Raw genomic sequence first — 17,684 nt, forward strand, 5'->3', positions numbered from 1 at the left:
GCGATCTTATCAGCGACTGGCCTGGAATGCCTTCAGCCCCTTCAAGGCTTGCGCGCGCACGGCGTTTCTCACCGCCGGCGTCCAGCCCAACAACAACCCCTTGAAACCCAGCGCCTGTCGAGACCAGGCCCACAAATCGAAGCTGTCGTGATGCTCGCAGATCTTGCCGTCGCGAAAAACAAAACGTGCCTGAATGTCGTTGACCACGGTGTTGCCGGTCTGGCTGAACAGGTACGTCGCCACCCAATGGGCGCCGCCTGTGCACTCGTCGCTGCGCACGTTATCGAACGTCAGTGAAAAATCCTTGGCCCGAGTGGTGAGCATCCGCCACATGTCGCCTGCATCGCGGCCGTGCAATTCGCCGAACGCTGGATCACTGAACACCACGTCGTCGGTATAGCAGGCGCTCATGGCCTCGGCATCCAGCCGCTGGAAGGCTTGGTAGAACTGGGTGATCAATGCGTTGTGGGCATCACTCATGGACAGGCTCCCTGCGCTTGCAAAGTGGTTTCAAAAGATAGCCTGCACGATAGTCAACAAAGGCGCGAAACACTATCGGCATTCGTGAGCCGAATACCGACAGTGCGCGGGTGTCAGACCTTTTCGCTTTCGACCTGGACGTACAGCGAACGGCCAGCGCCCAGGCCGGCGATGATCGCCCCAAGGCCGATGATGCCGAAAATCCAGCCCAAGGCGTTCCAGCCACCGGTCCAGTCATGCACGATGCCGACCGCGAACGGCCCCATGGACGCCAGGGTGTAACCGAAGCCTTGGGCCATGCTCGACAGGTTCGCCGCGACATGGGCGTCCCGCGAACGCAGCACGATCAGGGTCAACGCCAGACTGAACGTACCGCCCTGCCCCAGACCCAGCAGGATCGCCCAGCCCCACAAGCCTTCGATCGGTGCGTAAAGACAACCGAACAAACCGCCAAGGGTCAGCAGCATGACGATGACGATCGCCAGACGCTGATCCTTGCCACGCGTCGCCAGCCATGGCGCCGCCAGTGAACTCGCCAACTGAACAATGACCGAGCCTGACAGCACCAGACCCGCCTGGGTCGGCGTCAGGCCGCGACCGATCAGGATCGACGGCAACCAGCCGAACACAATGTAGGCCAGAGAAGATTGCAGGCCCATGTAGAGCGTCACTTGCCAGGCCAGTGGATCACGCAACAGACCGCGAACCCGATACGCGACGTTATGCGCGCCGTGTTTGTGCCCGACCTGTGGCAACCAGAAAATCGCCGCGACCAATGTCGGAACCACCCAGAAGCCGAGGCCCAACGCCCAGCTCTTGTCGAAATGCTCGCTCAACGGCACGGTCGCGCCCGCGGCCATCGCCGCCCCCAGGCACAGGGCCATGGTGTAGACACCGGTCATGGTCCCGGCCTGTTTCGGGAAGTCGCGCTTAACGATGCCCGGCAACAAAACGCCGATCACACCGATGCTCGCGCCGGCCAGCACGCTGCCGGCAAACAGGCCGATCTCGCCGAGCGAACTGCGCAGGATGATCCCGCCGGCCAACATCAAGAGAATGCCCAGCACCACTCGCTCGGCGCCAAAACGTCGGGCCAGCACGGGCGCCAGCGGTGCAAACAAGCCGAGGCACAGCACCGGCAATGTCGTCAGCAATCCGGCCTGGGCTGCCGACAAACCGAGGGTTTTCGACACCTCGCTGAGCATCGGCGCCATGCTCGACAGCGCCGGACGCAGGTTCAGCGCCACCAGAATCAGGCCCAGCAACAGCAGCCACGGCCGCCGCAGGATCGGGTGACTTTGCTGGACCTGTTCGTCATCCGCCTCCGCGTCGATCAGCAGCTCTTCGAGTTCCGCCGTGCGCTTGGGCTGAGTGATGTTGCTGTTGCTGCTGGACATGGAATTCTCGGTTTCAAGGTTCATTGATCAACTGCCTCGACAGGGCTTTGGCCCGTTCCGGGTCGCGTTGCTCGACGGCATCAAGCAGTTCGATATGGAGGTCGAACACCTCTTGGCGTCGAGGGGAAATGTTCAGGGTCTCGCGCAACTGCGCCCCGATGACGCTGGAAAAATAGCGGTACAACTCACTGAGGGTCGGGTTGTGTGCGGCGTCAACCAAGCGGCGGTGGAACACCAGATCGCAGGCGATATACGTGACGAGATCGCCGTGGTAGTGACTGCCACTGACGCCCAACGCCTCACGCAATGCCACCAGGTCTTCGTCGGTACGACGCAATGCCGCCAGGCCGATGGCCTCGACTTCCAGAATGTGCCGAGTCTCCCGGGCCTGCTCGTGGGAGCAGCGGGACAACGCCTTCATGGTGTCGAGCGGATCGACCACCGCCCGCAAATAGCTGCCGTCGCCTTGACGGATTTCGATCAACCCGGAAAACGCCAATACGCGCATGGCTTCACGCACGGTATTGCGGCTGATGCCCAGCTCGGCGGACAGCTCAGGTTCGGTCGGTAAACGCTGGCCGACCGTCCAGACGCCTTCGGTGATGCGCAGGCGTAGCTGGTCCAGTGCCTGGTCGACCAGGGACCGTTTAACTAGCGGAGAAATGTCTGACATAGGATTCGCCCTTTCATCCAATCATAGGATGAATTTTCTGACATGTTAGTCAGCTTCAAGTAGGACGGCAACCGCCTACGGTCAGAGAGAGGGAATGAAGCGGGATTTTCGATTAGTCAAAATTACCCTTTAAGGGTAATTTCAGGGGCAGGGTTTTGGTTTCTTATGGAAAAGAGCACACCCCATTACGACTTGGCGGTGACCAAGGCTGAGGTGGTCAGGCTGGGTAGAAAGGCATTCACCCGACGGGCTGTGGAATCGGGCAGCTACATGGGTTTCAACGTCCGGCAAATGATCGAGGTGATCTGTGCACTGGAACGCCGAATGCTTTTCAAATCCATGACCACCTATGTCGACCACCGGGTTTGGCAGGACGTTTATCACACAACATTTCACGGATTGGAGATTTACATAAAAGTGTCTTACCGCCCCGGCGGTGGACATCCAGTAGTCTCCTTCAAGGAGAAAGACCTATGAGAACGCAGCAATGCGTCAACTGCGGCACACACGATGGGATGGGGCACTTCGAAGGCCGCACACTCTCAGTCAATTACAAACAGATGTCGCGACTTGTTGACGAGCTTGCGGGTTGGGAATGCAGAGTTTGCGGTGAAATCGAATTCGATCATGACACCGACAGCGCCGAGCGTTATGCAGATGCCAGCGATCAATTGCTTCAGGACTGCCTGCAACTGATCGGCTCGGAGATCAAGCGTATCCGCCGCAAACTCCACCTCACGCAAAAAAACGCAGTGAAGTTGCTGTCCGGCGGTGGGAACAATGCCTTTTCGCGGTATGAGCGTGGAGAGCGGCCTGCGCCCAAACCGTTACTCACACTGATGCAGCTGTTGGATCGTCATCCCTATTTACTGGCGGAAATTCAGGTATTGAACGAAGGTGCCGCCCTCAAACAACTATTGGCCGCCCGCCATCCGGAACTGGAAGCGGCATTAACCTCCTGACCTCAAACCCCAGACAAAAATAAACCCGGATCAAGTCCGGGCTCATTTCAACGCCTGCGCAGGATCAATGCAAAATCTGGCTCAAGAACAGCTTGGTACGCTCATTCTGCGGATTATCGAAGAAGTCGTTTGGCGCGGCCTGTTCGACAATTTCGCCCTTGTCCATGAAGATCACACGGTTGGCCACGGTGCGGGCGAAGCCCATTTCGTGGGTCACGCAGAGCATGGTCATGCCGTCTTCAGCCAAGCCGATCATGGTGTCCAAAACTTCTTTCACCATCTCTGGGTCGAGTGCCGAGGTCGGTTCGTCGAACAACATGATTTTCGGTTTCATGCACAGGGCACGGGCAATCGCCACACGCTGTTGCTGACCGCCGGACAGTTGCCCCGGGAATTTATGCGCCTGCTCCGGAATGCGTACGCGCTCCAGGTAATGCATGGCGATTTCTTCGGCCTGGCGCTTGGGCATCTTGCGTACCCACATCGGTGCCAGGGTGCAGTTCTGCAGGATGGTCAGGTGCGGAAACAGGTTGAAGTGCTGGAACACCATGCCGACTTCACGGCGAACCGATTCGATCTGCTTGAGGTCGTTGGTCAGCTCTACGCCATCGACCACGATCCGCCCCTGCTGGTGTTCTTCCAGACGGTTGAGGCAACGAATGGTGGTGGATTTGCCGGAACCCGACGGGCCGCACAGGACGATACGCTCGCCCTGTTTGACGTTCAGGTTGATGTCTTTCAACACGTGGAACTGGCCGTACCACTTGTTCACGCCCTGCATCTGAATAATGCCTTCAGGGCTCACAGGCTTTTTGATTGCTTCGCTCATCAGAGAACTCCTAACGCTTGTGGCCAGTGTCGAGCTTGCGTTCCAGATGCATGGAATAGCGCGACATACCAAAACAGAAAATCCAGAACACCAGGGCCGCGAACACATAGCCTTCAGTGGCCATGCCCAACCATTTCGGGTCGGCGGCGGCTTGTTTGACACTGTTGAGCAGGTCGAACAGGCCGATGATGATCACCAGGCTTGTGTCCTTGAACAGCGCAATGAAGGTGTTGACGATGCCAGGGATCACCAGCTTCAGGGCTTGCGGCAAAATCACCAGGCCCATGCTGCGCCAGTAACCGAGGCCCATCGCTGCAGCCGCTTCGTACTGACCTTTGGGAATCGCTTGCAGACCGCCACGCACCACTTCGGCCACGTAGGCCGACTGGAACAGGATCACACCAATCAGCGCCCGCAGCAGTTTGTCGAAGTTCATGCCTTCAGGCAGGAACAACGGCAGCATCACCGAGGACATGAACAGCACCGTGATCAACGGCACGCCGCGCCAGAATTCGATGAAGGTCACGCAGACCACACGAATCGCCGGCATGTTCGAACGACGGCCCAGCGCCAGGACGATACCCAGCGGCAACGCACCGGCAATACCGACAGTGGCAATCACCAGGGTCAGCATCAGACCGCCCCATTGACTGGTCGCGACGTTGGTCAGACCAAAGACGCCGCCGTGTAACAGGAAGTAGGCAATGATCGGGTACAGCACCAGAAAACTCAGGCCATACACCGCTTTACGGTGAAACCGTGAGATGAACAGTGGCGCTATGCCGATGACCGCCAGCCACACGGTCAAGTCCACGCGCCAGCGTAGTTCCGGCGGGTAGTAGCCGTACATGAACTGGCCGAAACGCTGCTGGATGAACACCCAGCAGGCGCCCTCCTTCGTACAGTCGGCGCGCGTGGTGCCGACCCAATTGGCGTCCAGAATCGCCCAATGCAGGATCGGCGGCACCACCAGGTAAATCAGGTAGAACGCGAACAGGGTCAGCAGGGTATTGAGCCAGCTGGAGAACATGTTCGCGCGCATCCATGCGATCACACCGATGCTGCTGCTCGGTGGTGGCATGTCAGGCTTGAAAGTATGAGTACTCATGCGCTTTTCCTTACCGCTCGATCAGCGCAATGCGCTTGTTGTACCAGTTCATCAGCAGGGAAATGCTGATACTGATCGCCAGGTACACGCTCATGGTGATGGCAATCACCTCGATCGCCTGCCCGGTCTGGTTCAGCACCGTACCGGCAAACAACGAGACCATTTCCGGATAACCGATACCGGCCGCCAGCGAGGAGTTCTTCGCCAGGTTCAGGTATTGGCTGGTCAGCGGTGGAATGATCACGCGCAGGGCCTGCGGGATGATTACCTTGCGCAGGGTCGGACCGTTGCGCAACCCCAACGAGTGCGCCGCTTCCGTCTGGCCGTGGCTGACCGACTTGATGCCCGAACGCACGATCTCGGCGATAAACGCCGCGGTGTACACCGTCAGGGCCAGTGTCAGCGCCAGCAGTTCCGGGATCAGCACCCAGCCACCGACGAAGTTGAAGCCTTGCAGCTTCGGCATTTCCCAGTGCAGTGGCGCGCCGAAGATCAAGGCGCACAGCGCAGGGATGACCAGGAACAGCGCCAGACCCACCCAGAACTTGTGGAACGGTACGCCGGTCGCTTCGAAGCGTTTAGTGGCCCAGCGGCTCATCAGCACGATGGCGACAATGGCCACGACGACGCTGACCACAAACGGCCAGAAACCATCCGCCGTCAACGCGGCCGGCATGTTCAGGCCGCGACTGCTGACAAAGAAGGTGTCGCCGAAGTTATGGCTGTTGCGTGGCCCCGGCATGGTCAGGAACACCGCGAAGTACCAGAACAGGATTTGCAGCAGCGGCGGAATGTTGCGGAAGACTTCCACATAAACAGTCGCCAGCTTGCTGATGATCCAGTTCTTCGACAGCCGTGACACACCAACGATGAACCCGAGGATCGTCGCCAGGATCACGCCGATGAAGGTCACCAGCAGGGTGTTGAGCAGGCCGATGACAAACACCCGGGCATACGTGTCCGATTCGGTGTAGTCGATCAGGTGTTGAGCGATGCCGAAACCGGCACTGCGCTCCAGAAAGCTGAAGCCGGAGGTAATGCCCCGGTGTTGAAGGTTGGTCTGCGTGTTGTCGAACAGATACCAGCCCATCGAGACCACCGCCACAATGGTGATGATCTGAAATAGCCACGCACGCACTTTTGGATCGCTGAGGCTGAGCCTCTGCTTTGGTGCGCCGATTGAATTTTGCATGAAGTGCCCCGCAAATAATGGAACAGAACATCACCCGGTGGTTGGCCCACCGGGTGATAGAACCATCAGCGCACTGGTGGTGCGTATTGAATGCCGCCGTTGTTCCACAGAGCGTTCAGCCCGCGGTCGATGGCCAGTGGAGTGCCCTTGCCGAGGTTTTTCTCGAACACTTCACCGTAGTTACCTACTTGCTTGACGATCTGCACGACCCAGTCTTTCTTCACTTTCAGGTCTTTGCCGTATTCACCGTCAGCGCCCAGCAGACGAGCAACGTCCGGGTTCTTGGTGGCTTTGGCTTCAGCTTCAACGTTTTTCTGGGTGATACCCATTTCTTCAGCGTTGAGCATCGCGAACAGGGTCCACTTGACGATGCTGAACCACTCTTCGTCGCCTTTACGCACGACCGGGCCCAGAGGCTCCTTGGAGATGGTTTCCGGCAGAACGACGTAGTCGGTCGGGGTCGCCAGCTTGCTGCGTTGTGCGTAGAGCTGGGATTTGTCGGAAGTCAGCACGTCGCAACGACCGGATTCCAGCGACTTGGCGCTTTCATCGGAGGTGTCGAAGGTGATCGGGGTGTATTTCAGACCGTTGCCGCGGAAGTAGTCGGAAACGTTCAGCTCGGTCGTGGTACCGGCTTGAATGCAGATGGTGGCGCCGTCGAGCTCTTTCGCGCTCTTCACGCCCAGCTTGTTGTTCACCAGGAAGCCGATGCCGTCGTAGTACGTCACGCCAGCAAACACCAGACCCATGCCCGAATCGCGGGAGCTGGTCCAGGTGGTGTTACGCGACAGCACGTCGATTTCGCCGGACTGCAGCGCGGTGAAACGCTCTTTGGCGTTCAACTGGCTGAATTTGACCTTGGTCGCATCGCCGAAAACGGCAGCGGCTACAGCGCGGCAGACGTCAGCATCGATGCCGATGATCTTGCCAGTCGAGTCCGGAACCGAGAAGCCCGGCAGACCGTCACTTACGCCGCACTGTACGAAACCTTTCTTCTGCACTGCATCCAGGGTTGCACCCGCCTGAGCGAACCCACTGACACCGAGTACTGCGGCTGCAGTCACGATAGCCAGGGTGGATTTCAACATCTTCATTCAAACCTCCAGTTTTGCTCTTGTTGTGTCGGAGCTGAGTCCAGTCGCACCCTTATGAGGCGTTGTTGACCCGTATTGGCTTTTTTTGGGGTCAACCGACGTAAGACCTGCGCTATGAGTCTAGTAGGAGAAAATCCACATCATGGACAACTCACTTCTCACCAATCGGCCGAACGGGCTGTAGCCCTTTCACGTTCGCGAAGCCCGTAGCGGCCACTGGCGAACATCCATCACCGGATTCTTTGCTATCCCACCGCCAGCGGTACACTGATAGTGTTACCGCAAGGGGCGAGATGGGTTGCACCATTCCCCCATAGCAAAGCCCGTACCAGACCGCTCACTGAAGCGATTTAGCGCCAGGTCAATAGCAAAACTTGCAGCCTTGCGACATCTTATTAACTGATCAACCAGGCGTGCACTCGGGTCTCGCACCCAATGAGAGCGTCTGCACAACATTGGAGCAACCATGACCGAGCCCTTGATTCTTCAACCCGTCAAGCCCGCAGACGCCTGCGTTATCTGGCTGCACGGCCTGGGCGCCGATCGCTACGACTTCTTGCCGGTGGCCGAGGCGTTGCAGGAAAGCCTGCTGACCACCCGCTTCGTTCTCCCTCAGGCACCGACCTGCGCCGTCACCATCAATGGTGGTTACGAGATGCCAAGTTGGTACGACATATTGGCCATGAGCCCCGCGCGCGCGATCAACCGCGAGCAGCTGGAAGAGTCAGCAGACAGGATCATTAAATTGATCGACGTGCAGCGCGCCAGCGGAATAGACGCCTCGCGGATATTTCTGGCAGGTTTTTCCCAAGGTGGCGCGGTGGCGTTACACACCGCGTTTCTGAAATGGCAGGGGCCGTTGGGTGGCGTACTTGCCCTCTCGACCTATGCCCCGACCTTCAGCGATGAACTGGAGCTTTCCGCCAGCCAGCAGCGCATTCCCGTTCTGTCTTTACACGGCCAGTACGATGACGTCGTTCAAAACTCCATGGGCCGAACCGCCTACGAGTATTTAAAGCAGCATGGTGTCACCGTGACATGGCAGGAATACCCAATGGGCCACGAAGTGTTACCCGAGGAAATTCGCGACATTGGTGTCTGGCTCGCCGAGCGCTTGCGTTAACTGTTTATGTGAAAAGCAGCCCATTGATCCATCCCACTACGCCGCGCCCGATTCTTGCATTACACTGGCCGGCGTATATTCCTTAACCAATTGATGAGATGACCGTGCTCAAAGCACTCAAGAAAATGTTCGGTAAAAGCGAGACTGAGCAGCTCGCGCCAGTCTCCAGCGCTCCGTCTCACCATCCCAGCCACCGCACCGACGGTAATCAGTCTGGCCGGACCGCAACCGTAGCGGTACCGAAGCACGAGCCGATGACCACACCGGCCGTCCAACCCGTTGAGGCTCAAGCCTCTGAAGAACCGCACAGCGAAGCTGCAAAACCTGCCCGACCGCGTCGCGAACCGAAGCCAAAAGCACCGGTTATCCCCTGGAAACTCGAAGATTTCGCCGTCGAACCCCAGGAAGGCAAAACCCGTTTCCACGATTTCAAACTCGCCCCCGAACTGATGCACGCCATCCAGGACCTGGGCTTCCCGTATTGCACGCCGATCCAGGCACAAGTCCTCGGCTTCACCCTGGCCGGCAAAGATGCCATTGGCCGCGCCCAGACCGGCACCGGCAAAACCGCAGCGTTCCTGATTTCGATCATCACTCAGTTGCTGGAAACCCCGCCGCCGAAAGAGCGTTACATGGGCGAGCCACGGGCGCTGATCATTGCACCGACCCGTGAACTGGTGGTGCAGATCGCCAAGGACGCAGCCGACCTGACCAAATACACCGGCCTCAACGTCATGACGTTTGTCGGCGGCATGGACTTCGACAAGCAGCTCAAAAACCTCGAAGCTCGTCATTGCGACATCCTCGTGGCCACCCCGGGTCGTCTGCTGGACTTCAACCAGCGCGGCGACGTGCACCTGGACATGGTCGAAGTCATGGTCCTGGACGAAGCCGACCGAATGCTCGACATGGGTTTCATCCCACAAGTGCGTCAGATCATTCGCCAGACCCCGCCGAAAAACGAGCGCCAGACGCTGCTGTTCTCCGCGACCTTCACCGAAGACGTGATGAACCTGGCCAAGCAATGGACCACCGACCCGTCGATCGTCGAGATCGAGTCGCAGAACGTGGCCAGTGAAAACGTCGAGCAACACATCTACGCCGTCGCCGGTGCCGACAAATACAAACTGCTCTACAACCTGGTCAACGACAACGGTTGGGAGCGGGTGATGGTGTTCGCCAACCGCAAGGATGAAGTGCGGCGCATCGAAGAACGTCTGGTGCGTGACGGCGTCAACGCCGCGCAACTGTCCGGCGACGTGCCGCAGCACAAGCGCATCAAGACCCTGGAAGGTTTCCGCGAAGGCAAGATCCGCGTCCTGGTCGCCACCGATGTGGCCGGTCGCGGCATCCACATCGACGGCATCAGCCACGTGATCAACTTCACCCTGCCGGAAGTCCCGGACGACTACGTGCATCGCATCGGTCGTACCGGTCGTGCCGGCGCCGATGGCGTGTCCATCAGTTTTGCCGGTGAAGACGATTCCTACCAGCTACCGTCCATCGAGGCGCTGCTGGGTCGCAAGATCAGTTGCGAAACGCCACCGACGCATCTGCTGCGGGCGGTTGAGCGCAAGCGCCCGTAACGCGGGTCGCACTAAAAGAGGCGCAGCCGGAAACGGACTGCGCTTTTTTTTCGTCCGGAGATTGCTCAAGACAACTAAAAGTCCATAATAGACAAATTAGTTTACTTCCCACTCCCGGAGCCGACCATGTCCAGTACGCCTTACGTGATCACCCAACCTCAGGCCCGCGAGCTGCTGGCGCAGGTCGACGTGCCGCAGATCCTGCGCAAACTGTTCCGCGACCTGGCCGCCGGGCAAGCCGTGCAACCGGCGCAACAACTGGTGGAATTCCCACAGGGCGCTGGTGATTTTATCAACTACCTGGGCGTGCTGGCCGAAGACGGCGTTTACGGGGTCAAGACCTCGCCGTACATCGTGCGCGAACAAGGCCCGCTGGTGACCGCCTGGACGCTGCTGATGTCGATGCAGACCGGCCAGCCGTTGCTGCTCTGTGATGCCGGTGAACTGACCACGGCGCGCACGGCTGCAACCACAGCCGTGGCGGTCGACGCCCTCGCCCCGCTCAAGGCCGAACGCCTGGCGATCATCGGCAGCGGCAAGATCGCCCAGGCGCACCTGCATTACGTCAAAGGTCTACGCGACTGGCAGAGTATCAGCCTCTACTCGCCGAGCCTGAGCGACAAGAATCCCGACGTATTGGCGCAGCTCAAAAGCCTCGATCCTCGGCTGACCATCGTCGACAGTCGTGAAGCAGCGGTTCAAGACGCCGACGTGATCATGCTCTGCACCTCGTCCGAAGGCCCGGTGATCGACCCGTCAAGCTTGAGCAAACCGGCGCTGATCACCTCCATCAGCACCAACGCACCACGTGCCCACGAAGTGCCGCCGCAGAGCCTCAATGACATGCAAGTGTTCTGCGACTATCGTCTGACCACCCCGGGCTCGGCCGGCGAGATGCTGATTGCCGGTGAACAACATGGCTGGGACAAAAACGCGATCATCGGCGACCTGCCCGATCTGCTCAGCGAAAAAGTCCAGCGCCCCGACTACGACCGCCATGTGTTCTTCCGCTCCATTGGCCTGGGCCTGGAAGACATCGCACTGGCCAATGCCCTTTACCGCTTGCAGCCCTGACACCACGAACCCTGTGGGAGCGGGCTTGCTCGCGAATGCGGTCTGACATTCACCGACGACGTCGACTGACACACCGCTTTCGCGAGCAAGCCCGCTCCCACAAGGGCCATCCACACATTCGGCATTTACGCCCCACAGGAGACGTTCATGAGCCAGGCAGATTTCATCATCATCGGCGGCGGGATTGCCGGCGCTTCCACCGGTTTCTGGCTGTCGCAGCACGCCCGAGTGATCGTGCTCGAACGCGAATCCCATCCGGCCTACCATTCCACCGGACGGTCGGCCGCATTGTTCACCGCCGCTTACGGCACACCGCAGGTTCGGGCGTTGACCCAAGCCAGCCGCGACTTCTTCGACGCGCCGCCAGCCGGTTTCTGCGAACACCCGCTGCTGACCCCGCGTGGCGAGATGACCGTGGACTTCACCGGCGACCCGGACGAACTGAACAATCAATACCTGAGCGCCAAAGCCACGGTGCCGGAGATGCAGCGGCTCAGCGCCGACGAGGCCTGCGTGCTCCTGCCGATTCTGCGTCGGGAAAAAGTCCATGGTGCGATTTACGACCCGACCGCCAGCGACATCGACACCGATGCCTTGCACCAGGGCTACCTGCGCGGTATCCGACGCAACAAGGGCGAAGTTCATACCGACAGCGAAGTCCTGAGCCTGACCCGTGACGCCGAAGGTGTGTGGCACGTGCAAACCAACGGTCAGACCTTCAGCGCCCCGATCATCATCAACGCGGCAGGTGCCTGGGCCGACAAAATCGGTGAGCTCGCCGGTGCCAAACCGCTGGGCCTGCAACCCAAGCGCCGTGCGGCGTTCATCTTCGCCGGCCCCGAGGGCGTGGACATCCACCATTGGCCAATGCTGGTCAGCCTCGATGAATCCTTCTACATGAAGCCCGATGCCGGAATGTTCCTCGGCTCGCCAGCCAACGCCGACCCGGTAGAACCGCACGACGTGCAGCCCGAAGAGCTGGACATCGCGATGGGCATCTACCAGATCGAAGAAGCCACTACCCTGACCATCCGCCGTCCGACCCGCACCTGGGCGGGCTTGCGCAGTTTCGTGAGCGACGGTGATTTGCTGTCCGGTTTCGATCCGCAGGTGCCGGGGCTATTCTGGGTAGCGGCACAAGGCGGTTATGGCATCCAGACCTCGCCGGCCATGGGCCAGGCCAGCGCTGCACTGGTACGCGGTGAAGCCTTGCCCGAACAACTGACTCGCTTCGGTCTGAACCCCGGGATGCTCTCCCCCGCTCGACTGGGCTGACTTTCGGACGCAGGTGACGTGTCGACTCGATTGCGGCAAACTTCCAGCGCCCCTTTTTGACGGGGCGCTGATGCTGTCTGGAGCTCCACTTTATGAACGCCCAAGAACAAGAACCGGCCGGTGATGACTCTGCATTGAAGAGCTCACCGCTGGATAACTTCCGCGCGATCGCCGATGCCATCGCCACGTTGTTCTTTCCTCACGCCGAGGTGGTGCTGCACGACCTGCGTACCCAGAAGGTCGACTACATCGCCAACAACCTGTCCAAACGGGAAATCGGTGACGACTCGGCGCTGGAGGACATGCTCAGCGACGATATCAGCGAACGAAACATCGGGCCGTACGAAAAGCTCAATTGGGATGGCCAGAAGATTCGCAGCCTGAGCAGTGTGCTGCGCGACAGCGAAGGTCATCCGCTGGCGGTGCTGTGCATTAATTTGAATATTTCGTTGTTCGAAAATGCCAAGGCCGCGCTGGACCTGTTCCTGTCGCCGAGCAAGTTGATTCCGCAACCGGACTCGCTGTTTCGCGATGACTGGCAGGAGCGCATCAACACCTTCCTCCACGCCTGGCTGCGCGAACGTCAGCTGAGCCTGAACCTGCTGACCCGTGACCATAAACGCGAACTGGTGCTGGCACTGCACGCCGAGGGCGCCTTCAAAGGCAAAAGCGCCTCCAACTATGTGGCAAACGTGCTGAACATGGGGCGGGCAACGGTGTACAAACATTTGAAAGAACTGAAGGGCTGAAACCTGTGGCGAGGGAGCTTGCTCCCTCGCCACAGAGTACACGGCGTTAGCGTTACTCCAGCGCCGAAGCCGGCCCGAAGAATTCGTAACGGCTTTGCTTCTCCGGTACATCCAGCGCTTTCAGGTGACGCTTGACCGCCGCCATGAAGCCTTTAGGTCCGAGGAAGTAAGCGTCCAGGTCACGCTGCTGCGGCAACCACTCGCCCAGTTGCTCCTGGCTCAACAGGCCAACCTTGTGCGCCGCCGGGCTCACGCCATCATCTTCGTCGTAGCAATAGAAGCGTTTGAGTTGCGGGTGACGCTCGGCCAAGCCATCGATCCAGTCGCGGAAAGCATGAACGCTACCGTTACGCGCGCAGTGGATAAAGTGCACCGGCCGTTCGGTCGCCAGCGCCGCTTCGAGCATCGCCAGCGTCGGAGTAATGCCAACGCCACCGCTGATCAGCACCAACGGTTTGTCGCTTTCGGTCAGGGTGAATTCACCCGATGGCGGGAACAGCTGGATACTGGAGCCCACATGCAATTGATCGTGCAGATGATTGGAGGCGCGACCACCGGTTTCACGTTTGACGCTAATCCGGTACTGGCCCTTGTTGGCCAAGGCTGACAACGAATAATTACGACGAATTTCTTCGCCATCGAGGATCAGTTTCATACCGATGTACTGGCCTGGCTCTGCCGTCAGAATCGGGCCTTTGTCCGCCGGTTCGAAGTAGAACGAGATGATTTCCGTACTCTCCTCGACCTTGGCCACCACGATGAATTCCCGCGCCCCGCGCCAGCCGCCCGGTGCCTGCTCCTTCTGGTCGTAGATGCTGGTTTCGGCGCCGATCAGGATGTCGGCCAATTGACCATAAGCAGCCCCCCAGGCGGCCATCACTTCAGGTGTGGCGATCTCGTCGCCCAGCACTTCGGAGATGGCTCGCAGCAGGCAGGCGCCGACAATCGGGTAATGTTCCGGGAGGATTTGCAGGGCCACGTGCTTGTTGATGATCTTGGCCACCAGGTCGCCCAACTGGTCGAGCTGGTCGATGTGCCGCGCATACATCAAGACACCGTTGGCCAAAGCGCGCGGCTGATCACCGCTGGCCTGGTGGGCCTGGTTGAATAGCGGGCGGACTTCCGGGTACTCGGAGAGCATCATGCGGTAGAAATGAGTGATCAATGCTTCGCCACCGCTTTCCAGCAAGGGCACGGTGGATTTGACGATTGCACGGTCTTGAACGCTAAGCATAAGGCGACTCCTGATCTACTTGGATTTGCTAACTGACTGCCTTGTACTTATCAGTTTCCGTGCCAGATAATTAAATCTTAAAAATCAACACCTTAAATTCTTTATAGTCATATCGACACACACTGACTTATAGTCATACCGACTACATGGAGTCACTATGACTGCAAAAGCCTTGCTAACCACCCTGCTGCCACTGGTCTCCGACCTGTCCCGCGAACTCCCCGAAGGCGAGCGTTATCGGCGCTTGCTCGAAGCCATGCGCGCCTTGCTCCCGTGCGACGCTGCGGCCCTGCTGCGCCTTGATGGCGAATGGCTGGTGCCACTGGCCGTCGACGGCTTGAGCACCGACACCCTCGGTCGACGCTTCAAAGTCAGCGAACACCCGCGTTTCGAAGCGCTGCTCAGCAGTCCCGGCCCGACTCGTTTCGCCGCCGACAGCGACTTACCCGACCCTTACGACGGACTGGTCGATGGCCTCGATGAGCATCTGGAAGTCCACGACTGCATGGGTTGCCCGCTGTTTATCGACGAGCGTCCGTGGGGTTTGCTGACCCTCGACGCACTCGATCCGGAGCGCTTCGAACCGATCGAACTGGATGCCCTGGAAGCCTTCGCCAGCCTCGCCGCCGCCACGGTCAACGCCGCCGAGCGCATCGAACGCCTGGCCAATCGTGTCGAAGACGAACATCAGCGAGCCGAGGTCTACCGACAAGCCAGCGGCCAGCAGAACCGCGAGATGATTGGCCAGAGCAAGGCCCACAAACGGCTGGTGGAAGAAATCAATCTGGTGGGCGGCAGCGATCTTACCGTGCTGATCACCGGCGAAACCGGGGTCGGCAAGGAACTGGTCGCCCAAGCCATCCACGCCGCATCGCCCCGGGCCGACAAGCCGATCATCAGCCTCAACTGTGCCGCGCTGCCGGACACGCTGGTGGAGAGCGAATTGTTCGGCCACGTCCGCGGCGCCTTCACCGGCGCGATGAACGATCGGCGCGGCAAGTTTGAACTGGCCAATGGCGGCACGCTGTTTCTCGATGAAGTCGGTGAGCTGTCCCTGACCGTCCAGGCCAAATTGCTGCGAGTCCTGCAAAGTGGTCAGCTGCAGCGATTGGGCTCGGATAAAGAACATCAGGTGGACGTACGTCTGATTGCCGCGACCAATCGCGACCTGGCCGAGGAAGTGCGCAGCGGCCGCTACCGTGCCGACTTCTATCACCGCTTGAGCGTTTATCCGTTGCTGGTGCCAGCACTGCGTGATCGTGGGCGGGATGTGTTGCTGCTCAGCGGCTATTTCCTGGAGCAGAACCGCTCGCGTATGGGCCTCAACAGCCTGCGCCTGAACAGCGATGCGCAGGCTGCATTGCTGGCGTATGCATGGCCGGGCAATGTGCGGGAGTTGGAGCACTTGATTGGCCGCAGTGCCTTGAAGGCGCTGGGTAATTGCAAGGAGCGGCCGAAGATTCTCAGTTTGAGCGCGGCGGATCTGGATTTGCCCAATGGCAGCGTTGAGCTCGCAACCGAGCCAGCCCCTGTCAGCCCTGCTGCTTTGGTCTCGGGAGACTTGCGGGCGGCGACCGAGGATTATCAGCGTCGACTGATCAACGCCTGTCTGGAACGGCACCATAACAATTGGGCGAGTGCGGCGCGTGAGCTAGGCTTGGATCGGGCGAATCTTGGAAGGATGGCCAAACGCCTGGGAATGAAATAACGCGATCCCTTGTAGCAGCTGCCGAAGGCTGCGTCCGAGGACGAAGTCCTCGCCAAACCATTCACCGCGCTATATCTGGTGCACCGAGGGATCGGGATTTACGACTGCTTCGCAGCCGGACGCAGCCTTCGGCAGCTGCTACACAGGATCGCGTTGGTCGGCAATACCGGGGAATAACCCTAAAGCCTGCCCACAACAAGTCGATAACCCGGCATCGATAGCTGTTGGCGATCCTCGCGATCGCCCATCACCTTTTTCCACAGAAGGTTTTTATGTCTTCAAACAAAGCCCGCGCAGATTCACTTTCGCTTCTGCTGTTTACCTTGCGCAGCGGCAAGCTGATGGCGATCAACCTGCTGAAAGTCAGTGAAATCATTCCCTGCCCGCCGCTGACCAAGCTGCCGGAGTCGCATCCCCACGTCAAAGGCATCGCCACCCTGCGCGGTGCATCGTTGTCGGTGATCGACCTCAGCCGTGCCATCGGTGAACGGCCGCTGGAAGACCCGAACGGTGGTTGCCTGATCGTCACCGATGTCAGCCGCTCCAAGCAGGGTTTGCACGTTCAAGCGGTGAGCAAGATCGTCCACTGCCTGACCACCGACATTCGTCCGCCGCCCTTTGGCTCTGGCGGCGTGCGTTCGTACATCACTGGCGTGACCTCGGTCGACGGCACGTTGGTACAGGTGCTGGACATCGAAAAAGTGATCCATGGCATCGCCCCGGCGCAGATCGAAACGGCCCCGACCGAACTGAGCATGGAAGACGCCGAAGTACTCGGCAACGCGCGGATTCTGGTGGTCGATGACAGTCAGGTTGCGTTGCAGCAATCGGTTCACACCTTGCGCAACCTCGGCCTGCAATGCCACACCGCCCGCAGTGCCAAGGAAGCCATCGACTGCCTGCTGGACCTGCAAGGCACGGCCCAGCAGATCAACCTGATCGTCTCGGACATCGAAATGTCTGAAATGGACGGCTACGCCTTCACCCGCACCTTGCGTGAAACCCCGGACTTCTCGCACCTCTATGTTCTGCTGCACACCTCTCTGGACAGCGCGATGAACAGCGAAAAGGCCCGTCTTGCCGGTGCGAACGCGGTGTTGACCAAGTTCTCCTCGCCAGAACTGACCAAGTGCCTGATCGAAGCAGCCAAGGCTGTCGCTGAACAAGGTCATTGAGGCTTGAACAAGGACTTCTGCTTTC

General features: G+C 59.3%; 17 protein-coding genes. 9 read left to right on the plus strand and 8 right to left on the minus strand.

Features of this window, described 5'->3' with window-relative positions:
• Positions 1-9: 9 nt before the first annotated feature.
• From FQ187_RS06350 to FQ187_RS06360, 3 genes are all read right to left on the minus strand, one after another.
• Positions 10-480 carry a nuclear transport factor 2 family protein gene (locus FQ187_RS06350; RefSeq protein WP_149628828.1) on the minus strand — a complete coding sequence of 157 codons (471 nt, stop codon included), beginning with the start codon at positions 478-480 and terminating at the stop codon, positions 10-12.
• Positions 481-593: 113 nt separating this feature from the next.
• A complete protein-coding gene (locus FQ187_RS06355; protein WP_149628829.1) occupies positions 594-1,901 on the minus strand; it encodes a CynX/NimT family MFS transporter in 1,308 nt (435 codons plus the stop codon).
• On the minus strand, positions 1,891-2,550 hold the full coding sequence (locus FQ187_RS06360; RefSeq protein ID WP_149628830.1) for a FadR/GntR family transcriptional regulator: 660 nt from the start codon (positions 2,548-2,550) through the stop codon (positions 1,891-1,893). The genes FQ187_RS06355 and FQ187_RS06360 overlap by 11 nt, the downstream gene beginning before the upstream one ends.
• A 165-nt stretch (positions 2,551-2,715) precedes the next feature.
• Between FQ187_RS06360 and FQ187_RS06365 the strand changes: the two genes are divergently transcribed.
• Both FQ187_RS06365 and FQ187_RS06370 read left to right on the plus strand, forming a co-directional pair.
• Positions 2,716-3,027 (plus strand): type II toxin-antitoxin system MqsR family toxin, encoded by a 312-nt coding sequence (locus FQ187_RS06365; RefSeq protein ID WP_149628831.1) that lies wholly within the window; start codon positions 2,716-2,718, stop codon positions 3,025-3,027.
• On the plus strand, positions 3,024-3,512 hold the full coding sequence (locus FQ187_RS06370) for a type II toxin-antitoxin system MqsA family antitoxin (protein WP_149628832.1): 489 nt from the start codon (positions 3,024-3,026) through the stop codon (positions 3,510-3,512). The genes FQ187_RS06365 and FQ187_RS06370 overlap by 4 nt, the downstream gene beginning before the upstream one ends.
• Before the next feature lie 64 nt (positions 3,513-3,576).
• Here FQ187_RS06370 and FQ187_RS06375 read toward each other — a convergent pair whose 3' ends face one another.
• The 4 genes from FQ187_RS06375 to FQ187_RS06390 form a co-directional block, all read right to left on the minus strand.
• Positions 3,577-4,341 carry an amino acid ABC transporter ATP-binding protein gene (locus FQ187_RS06375; RefSeq protein ID WP_149628833.1) on the minus strand — a complete coding sequence of 255 codons (765 nt, stop codon included), beginning with the start codon at positions 4,339-4,341 and terminating at the stop codon, positions 3,577-3,579.
• 10 nt (positions 4,342-4,351) lie between these two features.
• On the minus strand, positions 4,352-5,449 hold the full coding sequence (locus tag FQ187_RS06380; protein WP_149628834.1) for an amino acid ABC transporter permease: 1,098 nt from the start codon (positions 5,447-5,449) through the stop codon (positions 4,352-4,354).
• Between the two features lie 10 nt (positions 5,450-5,459).
• Positions 5,460-6,641, minus strand: coding sequence for an amino acid ABC transporter permease (locus FQ187_RS06385; RefSeq protein WP_149628835.1), 1,182 nt, complete (start codon positions 6,639-6,641; stop codon positions 5,460-5,462).
• Positions 6,642-6,706: 65 nt separating this feature from the next.
• The gene (locus tag FQ187_RS06390; RefSeq protein WP_123365710.1) at positions 6,707-7,735 is read right to left on the minus strand and encodes an amino acid ABC transporter substrate-binding protein; all 1,029 of its coding nucleotides are present in this window, start codon (positions 7,733-7,735) and stop codon (positions 6,707-6,709) included.
• Positions 7,736-8,201: 466 nt separating this feature from the next.
• Here FQ187_RS06390 and FQ187_RS06395 point away from each other — a divergent pair, with 466 nt between their 5' ends.
• From FQ187_RS06395 to FQ187_RS06415, 5 genes are all read left to right on the plus strand, one after another.
• Entirely contained in the window at positions 8,202-8,858 is a 657-nt protein-coding gene (locus FQ187_RS06395) for an alpha/beta hydrolase (RefSeq protein WP_149628836.1), read from the plus strand.
• 98 nt (positions 8,859-8,956) lie between these two features.
• Positions 8,957-10,444 (plus strand): ATP-dependent RNA helicase RhlB, encoded by a 1,488-nt coding sequence (gene rhlB / locus FQ187_RS06400; RefSeq protein ID WP_149628837.1) that lies wholly within the window; start codon positions 8,957-8,959, stop codon positions 10,442-10,444.
• Between the two features lie 126 nt (positions 10,445-10,570).
• On the plus strand, positions 10,571-11,518 hold the full coding sequence (locus FQ187_RS06405; protein WP_149628838.1) for an ornithine cyclodeaminase family protein: 948 nt from the start codon (positions 10,571-10,573) through the stop codon (positions 11,516-11,518).
• 147 nt (positions 11,519-11,665) lie between these two features.
• Positions 11,666-12,793, plus strand: a complete 1,128-nt coding sequence (locus tag FQ187_RS06410; protein WP_149628839.1) for an FAD-binding oxidoreductase — start codon at positions 11,666-11,668, stop codon at positions 12,791-12,793.
• Between the two features lie 92 nt (positions 12,794-12,885).
• Entirely contained in the window at positions 12,886-13,542 is a 657-nt protein-coding gene (locus FQ187_RS06415; protein ID WP_129441407.1) for a transcriptional regulator, read from the plus strand.
• Positions 13,543-13,594: 52 nt separating this feature from the next.
• Here FQ187_RS06415 and hmpA read toward each other — a convergent pair whose 3' ends face one another.
• The gene (hmpA, locus tag FQ187_RS06420) at positions 13,595-14,776 is read right to left on the minus strand and encodes an NO-inducible flavohemoprotein (protein ID WP_149628840.1); all 1,182 of its coding nucleotides are present in this window, start codon (positions 14,774-14,776) and stop codon (positions 13,595-13,597) included.
• Between the two features lie 157 nt (positions 14,777-14,933).
• Here hmpA and norR point away from each other — a divergent pair, with 157 nt between their 5' ends.
• Positions 14,934-16,484, plus strand: coding sequence for a nitric oxide reductase transcriptional regulator NorR (norR, locus tag FQ187_RS06425; RefSeq protein ID WP_149628841.1), 1,551 nt, complete (start codon positions 14,934-14,936; stop codon positions 16,482-16,484).
• Between the two features lie 272 nt (positions 16,485-16,756).
• Positions 16,757-17,659, plus strand: a complete 903-nt coding sequence (locus FQ187_RS06430; RefSeq protein WP_008147551.1) for a chemotaxis protein CheV — start codon at positions 16,757-16,759, stop codon at positions 17,657-17,659.
• The last annotated feature ends 25 nt before the right edge of the window (positions 17,660-17,684 follow it).

This window comes from Pseudomonas sp. ANT_J28, assembly GCF_008370005.1.
In the GTDB taxonomy this organism is placed as follows: domain Bacteria; phylum Pseudomonadota; class Gammaproteobacteria; order Pseudomonadales; family Pseudomonadaceae; genus Aquipseudomonas; species Aquipseudomonas frigoris.